At 70.3% G+C, this 16,071-nt stretch carries 17 protein-coding genes and 1 tRNA gene; 10 read left to right on the forward strand and 8 right to left on the reverse strand.

The genetic code is table 11. From position 1 onward, the window contains the following. Nucleotide 1: 1 nt before the first annotated feature. Complete coding sequence (locus ACT3UF_RS11395; protein WP_441443910.1) at nucleotides 2-988, reverse strand: MDR family oxidoreductase; 987 nt, start codon at nucleotides 986-988, stop codon at nucleotides 2-4. Between the two features lie 151 nt (nucleotides 989-1,139). Here ACT3UF_RS11395 and ACT3UF_RS11400 point away from each other — a divergent pair, with 151 nt between their 5' ends. The 6 genes from ACT3UF_RS11400 to ACT3UF_RS11425 all read left to right on the forward strand — a co-directional run bounded on the left by ACT3UF_RS11400 (nucleotide 1,140) and on the right by ACT3UF_RS11425 (nucleotide 6,590). Then, on the forward strand, nucleotides 1,140-1,544 hold the full coding sequence (locus tag ACT3UF_RS11400; RefSeq protein WP_441443909.1) for a GntR family transcriptional regulator: 405 nt from the start codon (nucleotides 1,140-1,142) through the stop codon (nucleotides 1,542-1,544). Then, nucleotides 1,541-2,413 carry an ABC transporter ATP-binding protein gene (locus tag ACT3UF_RS11405; RefSeq protein ID WP_442331830.1) on the forward strand — a complete coding sequence of 291 codons (873 nt, stop codon included), beginning with the start codon at nucleotides 1,541-1,543 and terminating at the stop codon, nucleotides 2,411-2,413. Before ACT3UF_RS11400 ends, ACT3UF_RS11405 begins: the two co-directional genes overlap by 4 nt. Before the next feature lie 18 nt (nucleotides 2,414-2,431). Beyond that, nucleotides 2,432-3,148, forward strand: coding sequence for a hypothetical protein (locus ACT3UF_RS11410; RefSeq protein WP_441443907.1), 717 nt, complete (start codon nucleotides 2,432-2,434; stop codon nucleotides 3,146-3,148). Further along, the gene (locus ACT3UF_RS11415) at nucleotides 3,145-3,660 is read left to right on the forward strand and encodes a PH domain-containing protein (RefSeq protein WP_444608337.1); all 516 of its coding nucleotides are present in this window, start codon (nucleotides 3,145-3,147) and stop codon (nucleotides 3,658-3,660) included. Before ACT3UF_RS11410 ends, ACT3UF_RS11415 begins: the two co-directional genes overlap by 4 nt. A 95-nt stretch (nucleotides 3,661-3,755) precedes the next feature. Continuing rightward, complete coding sequence (locus ACT3UF_RS11420; RefSeq protein WP_441443905.1) at nucleotides 3,756-6,476, forward strand: HAD-IC family P-type ATPase; 2,721 nt, start codon at nucleotides 3,756-3,758, stop codon at nucleotides 6,474-6,476. A 26-nt stretch (nucleotides 6,477-6,502) separates the two neighbouring features. Beyond that, nucleotides 6,503-6,590: transfer RNA gene (locus ACT3UF_RS11425), tRNA-Ser, on the forward strand. Between the two features lie 2 nt (nucleotides 6,591-6,592). Here ACT3UF_RS11425 and ACT3UF_RS11430 read toward each other — a convergent pair. Continuing rightward, entirely contained in the window at nucleotides 6,593-7,411 is an 819-nt protein-coding gene (locus ACT3UF_RS11430) for a DUF1684 domain-containing protein (protein WP_441443904.1), read from the reverse strand. Nucleotides 7,412-7,605: 194 nt separating this feature from the next. Here ACT3UF_RS11430 and ACT3UF_RS11435 point away from each other — a divergent pair, with 194 nt between their 5' ends. Beyond that, nucleotides 7,606-8,169, forward strand: a complete 564-nt coding sequence (locus ACT3UF_RS11435) for a hypothetical protein (RefSeq protein WP_442331829.1) — start codon at nucleotides 7,606-7,608, stop codon at nucleotides 8,167-8,169. 5 nt (nucleotides 8,170-8,174) lie between these two features. On the opposite strand, the gene ACT3UF_RS11440 is transcribed toward ACT3UF_RS11435, so the two are convergent. Further along, nucleotides 8,175-9,083, reverse strand: a complete 909-nt coding sequence (locus ACT3UF_RS11440) for an SDR family NAD(P)-dependent oxidoreductase (RefSeq protein WP_345078648.1) — start codon at nucleotides 9,081-9,083, stop codon at nucleotides 8,175-8,177. A 90-nt stretch (nucleotides 9,084-9,173) separates the two neighbouring features. On the opposite strand from ACT3UF_RS11440, the gene ptsP reads away from it, so the two are divergent. Beyond that, the gene (gene ptsP / locus ACT3UF_RS11445) at nucleotides 9,174-10,892 is read left to right on the forward strand and encodes a phosphoenolpyruvate--protein phosphotransferase (RefSeq protein ID WP_345078752.1); all 1,719 of its coding nucleotides are present in this window, start codon (nucleotides 9,174-9,176) and stop codon (nucleotides 10,890-10,892) included. An 80-nt stretch (nucleotides 10,893-10,972) separates the two neighbouring features. Here the strand turns inward: ptsP and ACT3UF_RS11450 are convergent, their stop codons facing one another. The 4 genes from ACT3UF_RS11450 to ACT3UF_RS11465 all read right to left on the reverse strand — a co-directional run bounded on the left by ACT3UF_RS11450 (nucleotide 10,973) and on the right by ACT3UF_RS11465 (nucleotide 14,075). Next, nucleotides 10,973-11,245: an HPr family phosphocarrier protein gene (locus tag ACT3UF_RS11450; RefSeq protein ID WP_441443902.1), complete on the reverse strand. Its 273-nt coding sequence runs from the start codon at nucleotides 11,243-11,245 to the stop codon at nucleotides 10,973-10,975. An 83-nt stretch (nucleotides 11,246-11,328) separates the two neighbouring features. Next, nucleotides 11,329-12,396 carry a mannitol-1-phosphate 5-dehydrogenase gene (locus ACT3UF_RS11455; protein ID WP_441443901.1) on the reverse strand — a complete coding sequence of 356 codons (1,068 nt, stop codon included), beginning with the start codon at nucleotides 12,394-12,396 and terminating at the stop codon, nucleotides 11,329-11,331. A 46-nt stretch (nucleotides 12,397-12,442) separates the two neighbouring features. Beyond that, on the reverse strand, nucleotides 12,443-13,207 hold the full coding sequence (locus tag ACT3UF_RS11460) for a TVP38/TMEM64 family protein (protein ID WP_345078635.1): 765 nt from the start codon (nucleotides 13,205-13,207) through the stop codon (nucleotides 12,443-12,445). A gap of 28 nt (nucleotides 13,208-13,235) precedes the next feature. Further along, nucleotides 13,236-14,075 (reverse strand): DUF1684 domain-containing protein, encoded by an 840-nt coding sequence (locus ACT3UF_RS11465; protein WP_442331828.1) that lies wholly within the window; start codon nucleotides 14,073-14,075, stop codon nucleotides 13,236-13,238. A 285-nt stretch (nucleotides 14,076-14,360) separates the two neighbouring features. Between ACT3UF_RS11465 and ACT3UF_RS11470 the strand changes: the two genes are divergently transcribed. Both ACT3UF_RS11470 and ACT3UF_RS11475 read left to right on the forward strand, forming a co-directional pair. After that, a complete protein-coding gene (locus ACT3UF_RS11470; protein WP_444608338.1) occupies nucleotides 14,361-14,987 on the forward strand; it encodes a ClpP family protease in 627 nt (208 codons plus the stop codon). Beyond that, nucleotides 14,984-15,583 carry a ClpP family protease gene (locus ACT3UF_RS11475; RefSeq protein ID WP_442331826.1) on the forward strand — a complete coding sequence of 200 codons (600 nt, stop codon included), beginning with the start codon at nucleotides 14,984-14,986 and terminating at the stop codon, nucleotides 15,581-15,583. Before ACT3UF_RS11470 ends, ACT3UF_RS11475 begins: the two co-directional genes overlap by 4 nt. On the opposite strand, the gene ACT3UF_RS11480 is transcribed toward ACT3UF_RS11475, so the two are convergent. Further along, nucleotides 15,564-16,064 (reverse strand): helix-turn-helix domain-containing protein, encoded by a 501-nt coding sequence (locus ACT3UF_RS11480; RefSeq protein WP_444608339.1) that lies wholly within the window; start codon nucleotides 16,062-16,064, stop codon nucleotides 15,564-15,566. The genes ACT3UF_RS11475 and ACT3UF_RS11480 overlap by 20 nt on opposite strands. Between the last annotated feature and the right edge of the window lie 7 nt (nucleotides 16,065-16,071).

The raw sequence follows: 16,071 nt of genomic DNA on the forward strand, positions 1-16,071 counted from the left end.
GTCACTGGGTCACTTCCACGATCGTGCGGCCGCGGACCTGCCCGGCCAGGATCTTGTCGGCATAGGGGATGGTCTCGGACAGGCCGATGCTGGTGGTCATCCCGTCCAGGAGATCGAGATCGAGTTCGTCGGCCAGGGCGTCCCATGCGCGCTGCCGCAGCGGGAGCGGGCACTCCACGGAGTTGACCCCTGCGAGGGCCACCCCACGCAGGATGAACGGCAGCACCGTCGTCGGCAGATCCGGACCCTGGGCGAGGCCGTAGGCGGCGACTGTGCCGCCCCAGGCGGTCTGGGCGAGGATGTTGGCGAGCGTGGTGCTGCCCACCCCGTCGATCGCCCCCGCGAAGCGCTGGGACTGCAGCGGCCGGCCCGGCTCCTCGGAGAGCTCCCGACGGTCCAGCACATCGGCCGCGCCGAGATCCCGCAGGTACTCGCCGTTCTCCTCGACCCGGCCGGTCGAGGCGAGCACCCGGAAGCCGCGGCCTGCCAGCAGCGCGACCGCGATCGAGCCCGCGCCGCCGGAGGCCCCGGTGACCAGGATGTACCCGGCGTCCGGGGTCAGGCCGGAATCCTCCAGTCGCAGCACTGCGAGCATCGCGGTGAACCCCGCGGTGCCGATCGCGGCGGCCCGCTCGGGGGAGAGGCTGGCGGGAAGGCGAACGAGCGCGTCGGGGCGCACCCGGGCTCGGGTGGCGAAGCCGCCATGGAGGGATTCGCCGATGCCGTCCCCGTTGAGGATCACCAGGTCTCCGGCGGAGAAGCGTTCGTCGGCCGAGCCAGCCGAGCCAGTCACCCGTCCCACCAGGTCGATGCCCGGGATCAGGGGATGGGCACGGGCGATGCCCTTACCGGCCAGGGCCATGCCGTCCTTGAAGTTGACGCTGGAGGCCAGCACGTCCAGCTCGACGTCCCCGCTGAGCAGGGACTCGTCGGCGTGCTCCAGCAGGCGCGGGGCTGCGCCCTCGGATTCGATCACTATGGCGCGCATGGGGCGCTCCTCTCGCTCGGGGGCGGATGGCTCCAGCCTATGCGCGCTTCCCTGACCGGTGCCCCCATGGGCCGGTATCGGGAAAGCTGCCCGGCGGGGAGCCTGTCGACCTCTTGACGGCTCTTCGGTTTTGTGGTTCATTAGTGGAGTAATGAACCAACGGGCCGAGATGGCTGGCGGTCCTCACGACTGGGAGGCTTCTGTGCTGGATGAGACGAAGCCGCTCTACATCGCGGTGGCGGAGCAGATCGAGGACGGGATCCTCAACGGGACCCATCCGGAGGACGGCCCGGTGCCCTCCACCAATGAGCTGGCCGCGTTCCTCCGCATCAACCCCGCCACCGCCGGCAAGGGGCTGAACCTCCTGGCCGACGCCGGCGTCCTGGTCAAACGCCGAGGAGTGGGAATGTTCGTCGCCGTCGGCGCGACCGCGCTGCTGAGACAGCGCAGGCGCGACGACTTCGCCCGCGACTACCTCGCCCCACTGCTGCGCGAAGCCGCGCACCTGGGCATCGACCACCGAGAGATCACCGAGATGATGGAGGCACTGCAATGAGTGCTATCGAGACCCGCAACCTCACCAAGCACTTCCGTGACGTCGCCGCGATCGACGACGTCTCCCTCGACTTCGCCGCAGGCCGGGTGCACGGACTGCTGGGCCGCAACGGCGCCGGCAAGACCACGCTCATGAAGCTGCTGACCGGACAGATCTTCGCCACCTCCGGTGAGATGCGGATGCTGGGCCAGAGCCCGGTCGAGAACGCCGAGGTGCTCTCTAAGACCTGCTTCATCCAGGAGAGCCAGAAGTACCCCGACGGATTCCGGCCATCGGACATCCTGCGCATCGCCGAAGGGCTCTATCCCGCGTGGGACCAGGGGCTCGCCCGGGAGCTGGTCGCCGACTTCCGGCTGCCGGAGAAGCGGGCCATCAAGAAGCTCTCGCGCGGGCAGCTCTCGGCCGTCGGCATCATCATCGGCCTGGCCTCCCGAGCCCCGCTGACCTTCTTCGACGAGCCCTACCTGGGCCTCGATGCGGTGGCCCGCCGCCTGTTCTTCGACCGGCTGCTGGCCGACTTCTCCGAACACCCCCGCACCGTGATCCTCTCCACCCACCACATCGACGAGGTCTCCAACCTGCTCGAGCACGTGGTGCTGCTGGACGAGGGGCGGGTCGCGATCTCCGCCGAGGCCGAAGAGCTGCAGAGCGCGGCGATCGAGGTCTCCGGCCGGCTGGACGAGGTCACGGCCTTCATCGCCGGGGCCGATGTGCTCCGCGTCCAGGAGATCGGTGCGCTCGCGACCGCCACCGTGCATGCCGAGCCGGGCAGTGCGGACCGCGCCCGGGCAGCCGGACTCCAGGTCGCCCCCGTCTCGCTGCAGAACTACATCGTCCACCGCACCACCGCCGCGGCTGCTGCCCGGTGACCTGAGAGGAGAACCCTGATGCGCTCGCGCAACGTCATCGACATGCACCTGGTCAATCGGATGCAGGCCTTCGGATGGCCCCTGGTCGCCGTCACCTTCGCCTTCGTGGTCATCCTGGCGGTGGGCCTGATCGTCGGGTCGCAGGGGCCTGAGGCCCAGGCTGGGATGTACTACGGCATGCAATGGAACGGGGCGATCTTCGCCCTGCTGGGGCCGCTGATCGGCTACGGCTTCACCTCCATGGGTCAGTACTTCCCCCTCGCGCTCGGCCTCGGACTGACCCGCCGGGAGTTCGCCACCGGTCTGAGCGCGGTGTTCCTGGGAAACGCCGTGGTCTACTCCGTCCTGGTCACCATCGGGAAGACCATCGAACAGGCCACCGACGGCTTCGGCCTGAGCATCCGCTTCTTCGACGTCTTCTACACCGGCACCGGCGCACCGTGGCAGACCCTGATGCAGACCTTCCTGCTGATCCTGGGCACGCTGTTCCTCGGTGCCGCCATCACCGCCGCCTTCCTGCGGTTCGGTCAGGCCTTCCTCTGGGTGGCCGGAGCGATCCTTGCGCTGATCGGCGTGGGGATCCTCGCGGGTGTGCTTCTGCTGGATGGCTTCGGGCAGAACCTGCTGGAGGTCATGACCATGGGCTGGGGCCCATGGATGGTGGTGATCGCCCTGATCGGGGCGGCCTCGGCGGGAGTGTGGCTGCTGCTGGTGCGTCGCACCCAGGTGGCGTGACGGCAGTGGTGGCGGAGATCAGGTATCGGGCGCTGAAGACTGGTTGGGTCCGCGGGGCTCTGGGCTGTGTCGCGGGATTCGCCGGCTTGGTCCTGCTCGGAATGGGTGCGATGCTGCTCACCCTGGACTCCGTCATCGGTGTGCTCGGTGCGGTGATGTGTGTGGTGGTCCTGCTCCTCGTCATCGCGATAGTGGTGATCGGCACCCGGCTCCAGTTCATCGTCGACGACGACGGACTCACCCTGGTCCACTACCTACGCACCCACCGGATCCCGTGGGAGCAGGTTGCCGTGATCGAGCAGAGCAGAACGTACTGGACCACAGGAGCCGTCGTCGTGGTGCTCAGGCATCCAGCGGGCCGCCGGATCACGGCGCTCGCGACCACGGATCGGATGGCTCTGTACCGCGGGGAGAACCCCTTCCGCTTCATCGACTCCTTGGCCCAGCTGCGCTGTCCCGCCCAGGCCGCCATCTCAGCGCATCGGCGCTGGCTCGCGAGCTCGACGCGGTAGGCCGCCGCTTCTCGGGCGTCGCCCGGTCGGCACCCAGGCTCCGGTGACGGAAGTCCTCGTGATCCCTCAGCTCACGGGGTGATGATGGAGGGACGATGAGCACCGTGACCACGTCCCCCCAGCCACCCACCTCCTCGTCGGCCGGCGAGCAGCCCCTGATTCCCACGCCGCACGCGGTTCCGGTCGATCAGGTCCTCGAGCAGCTCGGGACCGCGGCCGACGGGCTCCCGGCGGACGTGGCCTCCCGGCGTCTCGAGCACCACGGCCCCAACGCCCTGCCGAGCGGTCAGCAGGAATCGGCTCTGCGACGGTTCCTGCGCCAGTTCAAGGACCCGATGATCTACGTCCTGCTCGGCGCCGGCGTGCTGACCACGCTCATGGGGCATGTCGTCGACACCGTCGTGATCCTCGCGGTCGTGCTGATCAACGCCGTGATCGGGTACGTCCAGGAGGGCAAGGCCGCCGACGCCCTCGAGGGCATCCGCTCCATGCTCTCCCTGGACGCGCAGGTGCGGCGCGACGGCTCCTGGTCGACGATCCCGGCGGAGAACCTGGTCCCTGGGGATGTGGTGCGGCTCGGCGGCGGGGACAAGGTCCCGGCCGACGTCCGCATCCTCGAGGCCACCAACCTCACCGCCGAGGAGTCCGCCCTGACCGGCGAGTCCCTCGCAGTGGAGAAGTCGCCGCGCTCTGTCGAGGTCGACGCCGCGCTCGGCGATCGTAGCGCGATCGCCTTCTCCGGCACCACCATCGCCTCCGGCTCGGGCCGCGGCGTGGTGGTCGGCACCGGACGCCATACCGAGATCGGGCACATCACCTCAATGCTCGACGAGGTGGAATCGATGGAAACCCCGCTGACGCGGCAGATGTCCTCCTTCTCCACCAAGCTCTCGATCGTCGTGGTCATCGCCGCCGCGTTGATGTTCGTGGCCGGCTGGGCGCTGTACGAGTACGGGCTCGGCGAACTCGTGATGGCGGCCATCGGCTTCGCGGTTGCCGCGATCCCTGAGGGGCTGCCTGCGGTCCTCACCATCACCCTCGCGCTCGGCGTGCAGAAGATGGCCGGCCGCAACTCCATCACCCGGCGTATGAACTCGGTGGAGACCCTGGGCTCCGTCACCGTCATCGCCTCGGACAAGACCGGCACGCTCACCAGGAACGAGATGACGGTGCGCACCGTGGTCACCCCCGCCGGCACCTATGACGTGCGCGGCACCGGGTATGCGCCCGAGGGGGACATCGAGCTGGACGGGCAGGTCATCGACGCCGAGGACCGCGGGGACCTGCGGATGCTCGCCGAGGTCGCCGCACGCACCAACGACTCCACCGTCTCGCGGAAGGACGACCGGTGGGTGCTCTCCGGCGAGCCGACGGATGGCGGACTGAGGACTTTCGCGATGAAGGCCGGCATTGAGGGCGACGACGAGCACCGCCTGGCCGTGGTGCCCTTCGACTCCGCATACAAGTACATGGCGACCCTCGACGAGATCGAGGGCGTCGGCCGGGTGGTGAACCTCAAGGGAGCCCCCGACCGGCTGCTGGACCGCTCCGAGTTCCAGGGGATGGGCCTGGACGAGCGCGAAGCGCTGGATCGCGAGCACTGGGACCGGGTGATCGACGAGCTGAGCGGCCAGGGCCTGCGGGTGCTCGCCGCGGCGGTGCGCCGGGCCGGAGACGCCACCGACTCGCTCGCCCCGTCGGACGTCGATTCCGGCGGCTTCACGTTCCTGGGTCTGTACGGGATCATCGACCCACCCCGCCAGGAGGCCATCGAGGCCATCCGGCTCGTCCAGGGTGCCGGCATCCGGGTCATGATGATCACCGGTGACCACGCCGGCACCGCCACCGCGATCGGTCGCGAGATGGGCATCGAGGACGAGCACGGCGCCGTCACCGGCGCGGAGCTGGACGCCGCGGACGACGAGGAGTTCGCCGAGCTCGCACACACCCGCTTGATCTTCGCCCGCACCAGTCCTGAGCACAAGCTGCGGCTGGTCACGGCGCTGCAGGACGGCGGTGACGTGGTCGCGATGACCGGAGACGGCGTCAACGATGCCCCCTCGCTGAAGAAGGCCGACGTGGGGGTGGCCATGGGTATCAAGGGCACTGAGGCCACCAAGGAGGCGGCCGATGTGGTGCTCGCGGACGACAACTTCGCGACCATCGCGGACTCCGTCGAGATGGGCCGCACCATCTACGACAACCTCCGCAAGGCGATCGCGTTCATCCTGCCCACCAATGGCGCGCAGGGCTTGGTCATCCTGGTCGCCGTGCTGATGGGGATGACGCTCCCGCTGACCCCGGTGCAGGTGCTGTGGGTGAACACCATCACCGCCGTCACCCTCGCGCTCGCGCTCGCCTTCGAGCCGGGGGAGCCCGACATCATGCGCCGCCCGCCCCGCAAGCCCGGCGGGTCGATCATCCCGCTCGCTGGCATGATCCGGATCGTCTACGTCTCGCTGCTGCTGGGCGGGATCACCATCGGGGTGTTCCTGCTGGGCCAGGCCCAGGGCGTTCCGCTCGAGGTCTCCCGCACGATCGCGGTCAACACCCTGGTGGTGGGCCAGATCTTCTATCTGCTGGCCTCGCGCTTCACTCGCACCACGAGCCTGCGCAAAGAGCTGCTCACGACGAACCCGATCTCCTGGGCCTGCATCGCGATCATGCTTCTGCTGCAGCTGGCCTTCGTCTATGTCCCGTTCATGCAGACCGCCTTCGCCTCCGGTGCGGTGGGCTGGACGGGCTGGCTGGTCCCGATCGCCGCCGGAGTGGTGGTGTTCGCGGTGGTGGAGGTGGACAAGGCGCTGCGGCGGTAGACTCTCGCGGGTGCCTCCGGGCATGAGGAGGGTTGTCAGAGCGGCCGAATGAGTTGGTCTTGAAAACCAATGTGCAGTGACCCTGTACCGCGGGTTCGAATCCCGCACCCTCCGCGTCACCGCTCCGTGCGCGTCACCCGCTTCTCCCCGGCCCGGATCGCGGCCGCGAGGTGGTTCGCGGCGGGCGGGCGCGGGCAGGTGGCCCAGGCGCTGAAGGCCGCCGGGAAGTTCACGGCCCGGTTGAAGTCCACCGTGATCGTGTCCCCGTCGAGCTCCGCGGTCACCACCCGCCAGTCGGCGCTGGTGGTTCCCGAGGTCTCGTCGGTGAACAGGACGTTCGCGTCGCCGGTGAGCACCAGCTGCACGCGCTTGCCCCCGATCTCGAGCGAGGCGACGCCAGGGGAGGGGAGACGCTGCTCGAGCCAGGGCAGCGCGGAACCGACGGTCACCTCGGTGGGCCGAGCGGTCCAGGTGCCGGTGAGCACGAGCCCCGGGTCGTAGGGATAGGTGGGGACCTCGGAGAACGTGGTGCGTCGGGGCGCAGCCGGGTCCAGGAGGCGCAGCCCCGTGCGGCCGCCGCGACGGATCACGTCGATCTGCACGTCCGCGCCGTACCGCGCCACGCGCACATCTCCGGGAGTCGTGATCGTCGCGCGGTGCAGCTCGCCCTCGCGGGTCTCCTCCACCTCCGGTGACGACGCGAGGAGCTCGAGCTCCTCGCCCTGCCAGGTCACCGTGAGCTGATTGCCCGCGATCTCCCAGCTGCCGGGCACGTCGTCGAAGGACCGGGCCGCCTGCTCGGGATCCACCCAGTGCAGACCCACCTGGGCGAGGATCCCGTGAGGGTCGGCGAGGGAGCGGTGGCGCCGGCTTCGGAAGTCCGACCAGGAGGAGGGCGCGGTGCCGTGGTCGGTGATCTGGTCGGTGGTGCTCATGGCGTGCTCCTCGATCGTCGTGGTCTGCGAGGAGTCTTGCGCGGGGCGGGCACCGGCGTCGACCCCTGCGTCACAGGCGGTCACATCGATGAGAACGGCCTCATCCGGATCTTGGGCTGGTCTCATCCGGGCGGTGTTTCCTGAGGGCATCACAGAAACGGAAGCAGCCCGGAGCACGGGCCGACGGAGGAGAGATGACGATGCGGGCGAAGACGATCTGGACAGTGGCGGCCGGGACCACGGCAGCAGTGCTCATCCCGGGAGTGGCCTACGCGATGACCGCGGGCGGGCCCGTCGAGGGTGTGGACGACACCACCGTCGAGCAGAGCACCGTGCAGGCTGCCGAGCGTCCTGCCGAGGACGCCTCCACCCTCTCGGTGCCGAGTCCGGCGAGTGAGGACCTGGTGAGCGAGGGCGCAGTGAGCGAGGACCTGGCGAGCGCGGTGCCGCCCGTCGAGCTGATGCTGACGGCCAACAGCCCCGTCTCCGCGCAGACTGCGGTCTCGGCGCTCTCGGCGCAGTCAGCCCCGACGGCGGTGTCGGCGGTGTCGGCGCAGTCTGCGGTGTCCGCGCAGTCCGCTCGGTCGCCGGTGTCGGCGGTGTCAGCGCAGTCAGCTGTGTCCGCCCAGTCCGCCCCGTCGGCCCCGTCGGCCCCGTCGGCACAGTCTCCTGTGTCCGCTCAGTCGCCGGTCTCGGCGCAGTCGGCCCCGAGCCCGGTCTCGGCGGATTCGCCGCAGTCCCCGGACTCCGCGAACTGATGTCCTCAGACCGCCGCCACCTCTGACCGTGCCCAGGCCGTGACCTCACGCGCCAGGTCGCGGTCCAGCGCCGGGCCGGAGCGGCGCAGGAGCGTCGGCCGCCCCCGCAGCGCCCTGGGTCCGTCGGGACCGAGGTAGGAGCCGGGCGGGAGCGGCTGGGTCGCGGCGAACAGCACCGCGGCGGCGCCTCCCGTCGGCGGCATGGCGAATGGCCTGGTCACCTCGGTGACCAGCCGATCCAGACGGGCGGAGCCGGTCGCGTTCTGCAGGTTCGTGAGCACCCAGCCAGGGTGCACGAGCTGCAGGTCCACCGGCCCGCCCCGTTCCTGCAGCCGCTCGGAGAGCTCGCGCCCCCACAGCATCGTCACGAGCTTCGAGCGTCCATAGGCGGCGCGCAGGGACCAGCCGCTGCGGGAGAAGTAGGGATCGGACAGGTCGATCTCACCGAAGGCGTGCGCCTGCGAGGCCGTCACCACGACCCGCCCCCGCACCAGCGGCAGCAGCAGATCCGTCAGCAGCAGCGGCGCCAGGGCGTTCACTCCGGTCATCAGCTCGAAGCCGTCCGCGGTGAGCCCCCGGCGGCGGGTCACCAGTCCCGCGACATGGATCAGCAGATCGATCCCGCGGGCGTCCGTGAGCTCCGCGATCTGAGCGGCCGCGGAGCGGACAGAGGAGAGCTCCGCCAGGTCGAGCTGGACCAGGCGGACTGCCTCCTCCCGGCCGGTCTCGCGCACGATCCGGGACTGGACCACCTCACCTTTGGACCGGCTGCGCACCGCGAGGACCAGGTCCGCGCCCCAGCGGGCGAGCTGGAGCGCCGCCTCCCGCCCCAGGCCGTCGCTCGCTCCCGTCATCACGACGGTGCGCCCGCGCAGATCGGGTTCGTGCAGATGCTCCCAGGCCATGGCGTTCATCGCGCCATCGTAGGGGCGCGGACGACGTCGTGCTCCGCGTACGATGACAGCCAAGAATCCCCTTCGGCCTCCTCAGAGGAGATGGCAATGATGGCTCAGTACACCGGTGTCGCAGTCAGTCCTGGCCGGGTGATCGGCACCATCCGCTCGATGGCGCCGCCGGTCGCCGAGCCAGCCACCGGGGACACCCTCGCGGAGGGAGCGGACCGCGCTGTCGAGGCAGAACGGATTCCCGCGGCGGCCGCTGCCGTGCAGGCCACCCTGATCCGGCTCGCAGGGCGTGCCTCGGGGGAGGGGAAGAAGATCCTCGAGGCCACCGCCCAGATGGCGGCGGATCCCTCGCTGACCCAGACCGCGCAGGGCTTCGTCCTCACCGCTGGCAAGACCCCGGAGCGGGCCGTCTGGGAGGCCGGCGACCAGGTCGCCGGAATGCTCGAGGGGCTCGGCGGCTATATGGCCGAGCGTGCCACCGACGTGCGTGACGTGCGTGCCCGCATCGTCGCCGAGCTGCGCGGCGAGCAGGCCCCGGGCATCCCTGAGGGCGAGGAGCCCTTCGTGCTCACCGCCATCGACCTCGCCCCGGCGGACACCGCGACCCTCGATCCTGCCCGAGTGATCGCTCTGATCACCTCCGACGGCGGTCCGCAGTCCCACACCGCGATCCTCGCCCGGCAGCTGGGACTGCCGGCGATCGTCGCGGCCAAGAGCATCCACGAGTTCGCCGACGGGACCGAGGTGTTCGTCGACGCCGGACTCGGCACCATCACCGATGAGGTCACCGAGGAGCATCACCGTTTCGCTGCCGCGTGGACCGAGCTGCAGAAGAACCCGCTCACCTATGAAGGCGGGGGCGGGGTGCTCTCCGACGGCACCCGGGTGCAGCTGCTGGCCAACATCGGCGGCGCCAAGGACGCCGAGACGGCCGCCGCCGCGAACGCGGACGGAGTGGGCCTGTTCCGCACCGAGTTCCTGTTCCTGGACCGTGAGGACGAGCCCTCCGTCGAGGAGCAGACCACGGCCTACGTCGAGACCTTCGCGCACCTGCCCGGCAAGAAGATCGTGGTGCGCACGATCGACGCCGGCGCCGACAAGCCGCTGCCCTTCCTCACCGACGCCGACGAGCCGAACCCCGCGCTCGGCGTGCGCGCCTATCGCACCTCCTGGGAGAAGCGCTCGGTGCTGACCAATCAGCTCGACGCGATCGCCGCCGCCGCGAAGCAGTCCGAGGCGAAGCCCTGGGTGATGGCGCCGATGATCGCGACCGTCGATGAGACCGAGGACTTCGTCGCGATGTGCCGCGAGCGGGGGCTGGAGCCGGCCGGGATCATGGTCGAGACCCCTGCCGCCGCGATCACCGCGGACCGTCACCTCGCAGCGTGCGACTTCGCCTCGATCGGCACCAATGACCTCACCCAGTACACGATGGCCGCCGATCGTCAGCTCGGCTCCCTCGCGCATCTGAACACTCCGTGGCAGCCCTCGGTGCTGGCACTGGTCAAGGCCACCTGCGATGGGGCCCGCGCTGCGGGCGGGGATCCAGAGGCCTTCGGTGAGAGCGCGAACAAGCCCGTCGGCGTGTGCGGCGAGGCCGCCGGTGACCCGGGCCTCGCGGTGGTGCTGGTGGGCCTCGGCGTGAACAGCCTGTCGATGACTCCGCGCTCGTTGCCCGTGGTCGCGAAGGTGCTCTCCACGGTGACCCTTGCGCAGGCACAGGAGCTCGCGGCGAAGGCAGTCTCCGCCCGCACCGCGGAGGACGCGATCAGCGCCGTCCGCGCCGGCCTGCCGATCCTCGGCGAGCTCGGCCTGTGACGCGCTGATCTGCTCTCTGCAGGACGAAGGGCGCCCCACCAGGATCGGTGGGGCGCCCTTCGTCGCTGTGCGCGGCCTGCTCACGCCTCGGCGTCGAGGTCCTTCTCCAGGAGTGCGGCGAGTGCGTTCACGGACTCCTCGGCGCCGTCGCCCTCGGCCCGCAGGGTCACCTCGTCGCCGTTGCCGGCCCCGAGGGTCATAAGCATCAGCATGCTCGATGCCTGCACGGCGCTGCCGCCGGCCTTCTCGATGGTCACGCTTGCGGGCTGCTCCGCTGCGGCCTGGGCGAAGATGCCGGCCGGACGGGCGTGGAGCCCGGAGGAGCTGGCGATCTTGACGGTGCGCTCTGCCATGGTGTGTGCCTTTCGTGGGGTCACGTGTGTGTGGGGAATATACCGTGCCCAGATGGGCAGGGCGGGGTGGACCGGACGGGTGCTCAGCGCGTGGTGCGTGCAGCGATCAGTGCACGCACCTCGGGGAACAGCGGATGGGTGGGCTCGAGGCCGGTGATCTCCGCGGCGGCGGCGTCTGCATCGCCTCCTCGCAGGATCTCCTGCAGGCGGTCCACCTCCTCGTCCCCTTCCGGGGTGAAGGCGAGTGCCGCGCCGAAGGCGGCCAGCAGGCCGTCATGCTGCATCCCCCGCTCGGCGAGGGCGGCCGCCGGGCCGACGATCCGGTCCTCGCGGGAGAGCTTGCGCAGCGGCGCCCTGCCCACGCGCTCGACGGGGTCCGGCAGCGAGGTGTTCGCGAAACGGCCTAGCACCTTGTTCCGGTAGGAGGCCATCTCCTCCTCGGAGAAGCCGTGCACGGCCACCAGCAGCGAGGAGGTCTCGGCGAGCACCGATTCGACCTCGACCGCGACGGCAGGATCCGAGATCGCTTCCGCGATCGTCGCGTGCCCTGCCGCCCAGCCGTGCCAGGCGGTGGTGGCATGGCCGGTGTTGACCGTGAACAGCTTCCGTTCGATGTACGGCCCCAGGTCATCGACCCAGGTGATCCCCGGGACCTCGAGCTCGTGACCGTTGAAGGGGCCGCGCTCGACCGCCCACTCGTAGAAGTCCTCGACGGTGACGTCCAGACCTGCGCCTTCCGCCTGGACGGGCACGATCCTGTCCACTGCGGTGTTCGCGAACAGTGCCTTCTCCTCGAGATCGTCGCCCTGATAGGCGTTGCGGATCTCCTGCTCGAGCAGATCCGTGGCATTGATCGCGTTCTCGCAGGCCAGCACCGCCAGCGGCGGTGCCCCGGCGGGGCGGGCAGCGATCCCGGCGGCGATGTTCGGCGCCACGAACCGCAGGATATGGGCACCGACGGCGGTGGTCACCAGGTCCGCGGAGGCGATCTCCTCGGTCAGGGTGTCCGGGTCCTGTGCCGAGTTGATCGCACGGAATCCGTCGACCGTGGTGCTGGTGGGCTGCTGGCCCACGGTGCGCACCTGGTAGGAGTCCGCCTGCGACGCGCGCCGGCTGGCGCGCTGCGACCGATCGGGGCCTACCCCGGACATCGTGCTGAGGGGTGCTCCGGCGGCGTGGGAGCAGTCTAGACCGGAATCAGGCGTTGTCAGTGGTAGCAGAGGGGATGGCGTCCTCGGGATGCTCCGTGCTGCGGGTGGCCCTCCACCGGCGATAGGACAGCAGCGTCAGTGCGATCACGATGGTCCAGGAGATCGCCACCACCGCACCGGAGGCGATGCCCGGCTCGACCAGGAACGCTCCGACGGCGATGAGGGAGATCTGACCCGGCAGCGCCGAGAGCGCAGTGGCGATGAGGAAGTCGCGGCTGCTGATGCCCAAAGCGCCGCTGCCGTAGTTCACCGGCCAGTAGGGGATGCCGGGCATCAGTCGCAGCGTGCACACCGCATAGAACCCGCCGTTCTCGAGGCGGTCCTCGACCAGCTCCGCGTGCGATCCGAGAGCGCGCATCACCGTGTCCCGGCCCAGGCCCCGCGCCACCCAGTAGCCGCCCCAGCAGCCGAGCGTCACCCCGATCATCGACAGCACGGTGCCACCGGGCACCCCGAAGAGCATCCCGCCGGCCACCGCCATGATCGTCACCGGGATCGGTGTCAGGGCCACCGCCGCGTAGAGCGCGATGAAGGCGAGCGGACCCCAGGCACCGAGCTCGGCGATGTCCGCGCGCAGCTCGTCCACGGACGGCAGGCGCACGTTCAGCGCGAGCCACACCATCACCAGCACGGCGAGCACGAGGGTGACGTTGCGCAGCACGGAGCCCCAGGGCACCCCGCCGCGCGTGCGGGCAGGGCCGTCGGAGACTTCGGGGGTCTCGCCGGTCTCGGGATCGGGACGGTCTGGCATCCCGCGATCCTAGAGGCTCGGCAGCCGCTCAGCGCTCCGTGGGCTCGACCCGGGCCTCCCCGGCGCGCACGGCCAGCGGCAGGTGGTTGCCCGCCGGCGGGCGCGGACAGGTGCCCCAGGCGCTGAAGGCGGACGGGAAGTTCAGGGAGAAGTTGAGATCCACGTGCACCCGGTCGCCGTCCAGCTGTGCGCTGACCTGACGCCAGTGGGCGCTCTCGGAGCCGGAGGTCTCGTCGGTGAACAGGATGCTGGATTCGCCGGTGAGCACGAGATCCACCTCGGTGCCGGCGATCTCGAGGGTCACGACCCCGGGGGAGGGCAGCTCCTGCTCGAGCCACGGCAGCGCCGAGCCGACTCGCACCGTGGCGGGCTGGGGCCGGAAGGTCCCGGTATGCACAGAGGCGGGGTCGTAGGGAAAGGTCGGCACCCCGTCGAAGGCGGCCAGTCGTGGCGCCGCCGGGTCGAGCAGGCGCAGGCCGATCCGCCCGCCCCGACGGATCACATCGATCTGCACGTCCTCGCCGAAGCTCGCCAGGCGGACGTCACCCGCGGAGGTCACGGTCGTGACGACGACCCCGTCATCGGCGCGGACGCCGATCTCCGAGGAGTCGGCGAGCAGCGTGAGCTCCGTGCCTCCGAAGCGCACGACCGGTCGATCCTCGATGATCTCCCAGCTGCCGGGGACCTCGCCTAGATGCTGCGGCCCGGCCGACGGGTCGATCCAGTGCAGCGCGACCTGGGAGAGGATGCCGTGGCGTGCGGCCAGGGATTCGTCCCGGCGGCGCCGGAAGTTGGTCCAGGAGGCGGGGACGTCGGCCCGCTCGGCATCGGCCCGCTCGGCGGCGGCGGTCGGGGTGTGCTGCGTCATCGGGCTCTCCTCGGTCAGGGCGGTGGCGCGAGTCTCCTCCTCGTCGCGGGGTCCTGGCGAGCCTGCCGTGATCTGCGTTCACACGGCGGGGGACCCGCGCCGGGCCGGCCTCCGCCCAGGGCTGATCAACGCTGCCCTATCAACGCTGGGCCCCTCAACGCTGGGCCGATCAGCGCACAGCTAATCAGCGCACAGCTGATCAGCCCTGAACTGATCAGCGCAGGACTGATCAACCCAGAGCGGAGATGCTGGCGCCGCGCCACCGGCCCGGCGAAGACTCGCAACATGAACACCACCTCACCTCCAGCCACGACCACCGCCGCCCTCACCGACCGCATCGATCTCGGCCTGCTCCACCAGCGCGTCCTGCTGCTGGATCGGGAGCTCGATCAGGACAACGGCGCCCAGCTCAGCGCCGGACTGCTGCTCCTGGCCGCCGAGGACCCCGACAGCGACATCACGCTGCTGATCAACTCTCCTGGCGGGCTGGTGCCCGCCATGCTCGCGATCGGGGACCTCATGGACCTGGTGCCCTGCGATGTGCGCACCGTCGCTCTGGGCATGGCCTACAGCGCCGGCCAGTACCTGCTCACGCACGGCACCACCGGCAAGCGGAGCATCCTCCCGCACGGGCGGGTGCTCATGCATCAGGGATCCGCGGGCTTCGGCGGCTCTGCAGCCGACATCGAGATCCAGGCCGAGGACCTGCGCGCGAACCGCGATCTGCTCATCGACATCACCGCAGAGCGCACCGGGCAGCCGCGAGAGACGATCGCCCGCGACTCGGAGCGCGACCGCTTCTGGTCCGCAGCCGACGCGGTCGCCTACGGATTCTGCGACCAGGTGGTCGCCGACCTCCGCGAGATCCTCCCGATGCGGTCCGCCACCACGACGACAGGACTCGGACGATGAGCAGCTACACCATCCCCAGCGTCATCGAGCGCACCGCAGGCGGCGGCGAGCGGACGGCCGACATCTTCTCCCGCCTGCTCAGCGACCGCATCGTCTACCTCGGCACCGAGGTGGACGACGGGGTGGCGAACACGATCATCGCCCAGGTGCTGCACCTGGAGAACGAGTCGCGGGACACCCCCATCCAGATCTACCTGAACTCCGCCGGCGGGGACGTGCAGGCAGTGCTCGCCATCCACGACGCGCTCGCCTATGTGCGCAGCCCGATCGCGGTGACCTGCGTGGGCCAGGTCGTCGCCGCGCCGGTGCTGCTGCTGGCCGCGGGAACTCCCGGGATGCGGGCCGTGCTGCCGCACTCGCGCGCGGTGCTGCGACCGCTCGAGGCCAGCGGACGCGGAGCGATCCCGGACCTGATCCTTGCCGTCGAGGAGGTCGAACGGGTGCGCCGCCAGCTGGAACAGCTGCTCGCAGAGGCGACCGGCCGCGACGCCTCGCAGGTGAGGCAGGACCTCGAACGCGAGCGGGTGCTGGATGCCGCGGCGATCGTGGAATACGGGCTCGCCGACGAGATCCTGCTCAGGCGGCCGACAGCATGACGTCGCGCGGGCGGAGCGGGCGGAGGGAGGGTCGGTGCCGTCCGTTGACGACGGACCTCGCCCCGAGCTCGAGCCCAGGCTCGATCTCGATCTCGAGCTCAGGCGGCGCCGAGCGCGGAGCACGGGCGAGGTCGAGCAGGACGGGCCGGGCGTAGGGCTGGGCCGACGACCGGGCTGCGGGCGTGGCTGCGGGCAGAGCCGAGGACTGCGCTGAGGACCGCGCTGCGGACTGAGCTGAGGACTGCGCTGCGGACTGAGCCGCTTCGGACATCAGCTGGGCGGCCGTCACGCCGAGCGCTCCGCAGATCGCCGCGAGGATCTCGCTCGAGGCGTCCTTGCGCCCACGCTCGACGTCCGAGAGGTGCTGCATGCTCACCCCGGCCTGCCCGGCGACATCGGTGAGGGTGCGTCCGTGCTCCCGTCGGCGACGGCGCAGGGCGCCGCCGATCAGCTCTCGCAGCAGAGGCTCCAGCGTGGTCATGGGATGA

The sequence above is a fragment of the Brachybacterium sp. AOP24-D1-21 genome (genome assembly GCF_052378665.1).
GTDB lineage: Bacteria > Actinomycetota > Actinomycetes > Actinomycetales > Dermabacteraceae > Brachybacterium.